Annotated in this window: 1 protein-coding gene and 1 pseudogene; one reads left to right on the top strand and one right to left on the bottom strand. The window is 60.4% G+C overall.

Features of this window, described 5'->3' with window-relative positions:
• A pseudogene (locus tag Q0O40_RS15825) lies at positions 1–509 on the bottom strand (excinuclease ABC subunit A); the annotation flags it as partial.
• A 212-nt stretch (positions 510–721) separates the two neighbouring features.
• Between Q0O40_RS15825 and Q0O40_RS15820 the strand changes: the two are divergent.
• The gene (locus Q0O40_RS15820; RefSeq protein ID WP_295532126.1) at positions 722–2980 is read left to right on the top strand and encodes a DNA methyltransferase; all 2259 of its coding nucleotides are present in this window, start codon (positions 722–724) and stop codon (positions 2978–2980) included.
• The last annotated feature ends 144 nt before the right edge of the window (positions 2981–3124 follow it).

Genomic DNA, 3124 nt, shown 5'->3' with positions numbered 1-3124 from the left:
TCGGCGAGCTCCTTGCGGTACTCGCCCTTGCGCCCGCGCACCGCCGGCGCGAGCAGATAGGCGCGCGTGCCCTCAGGCAAGGCCATCACCCGGTCGACCATCTGGCTCACCGTCTGCGCCTCGATCGGCAGGCCGGTGGCGGGCGAATAGGGCACGCCCACCCGCGCCCAGAGCAGGCGCATGTAGTCGTAAATCTCGGTGACCGTGGCCACGGTGGAGCGCGGATTGCGGCTGGTGGTCTTCTGCTCGATGGAGATCGCAGGGCTAAGCCCGTCGATATGCTCGACATCGGGCTTTTGCATCATCTCGAGAAACTGGCGCGCATAGGCCGAGAGGCTCTCGACATAGCGGCGCTGCCCCTCGGCATAGATCGTATCGAACGCGAGGCTGGACTTGCCCGAACCCGACAGGCCGGTGATGACGATCAGACTGTCCCGCGGCAGATCGATATCGATCCCCTTCAAATTATGCTCGCGCGCGCCCCGGACAGAGATGAAGTTTTGTGACATGGGGCAGGTTTGTTCCAGATTTGTTCGATTCCCGCAAGCGGGCTCAGGCACGAAATCCCCAAGTGTAGGGTGGGGCGGCGTCTGACAAGGGGCTGCGGGGGAGAGGGGAAGATGCGAGGGGCATCCCCCTCGCGCTCCCGGGGGTTTTTTAGGGTTGGCGGTTTGCGGTTGGCGCGCGGCGGGTTAAGCTTTGGCGCAATCGGGGAGCAATCATGCGTTTAGGCTGGGACGAGATCAAGCGGCGAGCCAAAGCGTTCAGCGAAGAATGGAAGCACGCCCATTACGAAAAGGGCGAGACACAGACCTTCTACAACGAATTTTTCGAGCTGTTCGGCATCAAGCGCAAGCAGGTCGCGATCTATGAGCAGCGGGTGAAGCTGCTCAACGACAAGCACGGCTTCATCGATCTTTTCTGGCCCGGCGTGCTGCTGGTGGAGCAGAAAAGCAGCCGCCTCGACCTGGGCAAGGCGCAGGGGCAGGCGCTGGATTATGTTGAGGGCCTCCAATCCACACAACAACCGCGCTGGGTATTGACCTGTGATTTCCAGAAATGGGTGTTGCTCGATCTGGAAACGGGCCGGGAACTGAAATTCCCGCTGGCCGATCTCCATAAGCATATCACCGCGTTCGATTTCATGCTGGGCCGCAAGGTGAGCTTCGGCACACAGGCGGGCGTCACGATCAAGGCGGCGGAGCTAATGGGCAGGCTCCACGATTCGCTGGAAGACGCGGGCTATACCGGGCATGATCTTGAGCAGTTGCTGGTTCGCCTGCTATTCTGCCTGTTTGCCGATGATACCGGGATTTTCCAGCCGAAGGACATTTTCCTCCAGCTGATCGAAAACGACACCCGGCCCGATGGCAGCGACACCGGGCGGGTGCTTGGCGAACTGTTCGATGTGCTGGATACGCCGGAGGGCCAGCGGCAAAAGGGGCTGTCGGGCGAACTGGACGCGTTCCCCTATGTCAATGGCGCGCTGTTTCGCGGGCACCTGCGCACGCCGGTGTTCGATGCAAAAATGCGCGATACGCTGCTCGATGCTTCGCGGCATGACTGGTCGGGCGTTTCGCCCGCAATCTTCGGCTCGCTGTTCCAATCGGTGATGAATGCCAAGGAGCGCCGGGCCAAAGGCGCGCATTACACGACCGAGGCCAATATCATGAAAGTGATCGGCCCTCTGTTTCTGGATGATCTGAAAGCGGAACTGGCGGCAATTATCCTGCGCAAGACCGGGCGCGAAAAGGCGCTGATGGAATTTCAGGCCAAGCTGACGCGGCTGACGTTTTTCGATCCGGCCTGCGGCTGCGGCAACTTTCTGGTGGTGGCCTACCGCGAAGTGCGGCGGCTAGAACTGGAAGCCTTGCGCGCGCAATATGGCGATCAGGCGATCGACGCGGCGCTGCTCTGCCGGGTTTCGGTCGATCAGTTTTACGGCATCGAGTTCGAGGAGTTTCCGGCGCGCATTGCCGAAGTGGCGATGTGGATGATGGACCATATCGCCAACAACGCGATCAACGAGGCGTTCCGGCTGAACTATGCCCGCATCCCGCTGAAAGACAGCGCGCACATCCTGCATGGTGATGCGCTTGAGGCAGACTGGGCCGCGCTGCTGCCGCCGGAGAAATGTAGTTATATCATGGGGAACCCGCCGTTTGTGGGGCAGAGTTTCCAGACGCCGTTTCAGCGTGAGCAAATGGCGCGCGTTATCAACGCCACGAACGGCAAGGCAGGTTCGCTGGATTATGTGGCGGCGTGGTTCATCAAGGCTGGGCAGTATTTGAACGGCGAGGGAACAGCGGGACCCCGGCTCGGAGGCCGGGGTGACGAAGTTTTGGTTTCAGGCGTATCCCCTTCTCCCGTCACCCCGGGCTCGACCCGGGGTCCCGCTTCCTTGTCACCCGGCAACCGCCGCATCCGCATCGCGTTCGTTTCTACCAATTCGATCTGCCAGGGCGAACAGGTTGCGCAATTGTGGCCGATCCTGTTCGACCGGTTCGGGTTGGAAATCGCCTTTGCCCACCGCACATTCAGCTGGGGCAGCGAAGCGCGGGGCACGGCGCATGTGCATGTGGTTATTATCGGACTGGCGCACCGCGACCATGAGCCAGACGAGAAGCGCCTGTTCAGCTATCCTGATATCACAGGCGATCCGGTCGAAAGTCGTCACAGCGCGCTGACTGCCTATCTTTTCGACGCTAAGGGCGCGGCGAACCGGCATTTGGTGGTTGGGGACCGGACAACACCCATCAGCGCGGCCAAGCCAATGCGCATGGGAAGCAAAATCGTCGATGGTGGTCATCTCATATTTGATGATGCTGCCAAGAGGGCATTTCTCGAGGCTGAACCCAAAGCTGCTCAGTTATTTGTGCCGTTGGTGGGGTCTTACGAATACATCAACAGCACTCATCGTTGGATTTTGGCCCTAAAGAGTGTGTCGCCGAACGCCTATCGCGATTTGCCGAGCGTGTGACGTGACCCCCAACCGTCATCCAGTTGCGACTAGAGCCTCGGGATCGTTGTTGCGCGAGAGCGCGGGTGAAGCAAGGGGCTGCGTAGCGTAGCCTCCGGCTATGCGGAGCGAAGCAGCCTCTTGCTTTTTGAAGTCAGCGGCGAA

It is taken from the genome of Novosphingobium sp. Chol11, from assembly GCF_945870625.1.
Taxonomy (GTDB): Bacteria; Pseudomonadota; Alphaproteobacteria; order Sphingomonadales; family Sphingomonadaceae; genus Novosphingobium.
This window is presented reverse-complemented; position numbering and strand designations above follow the sequence as displayed.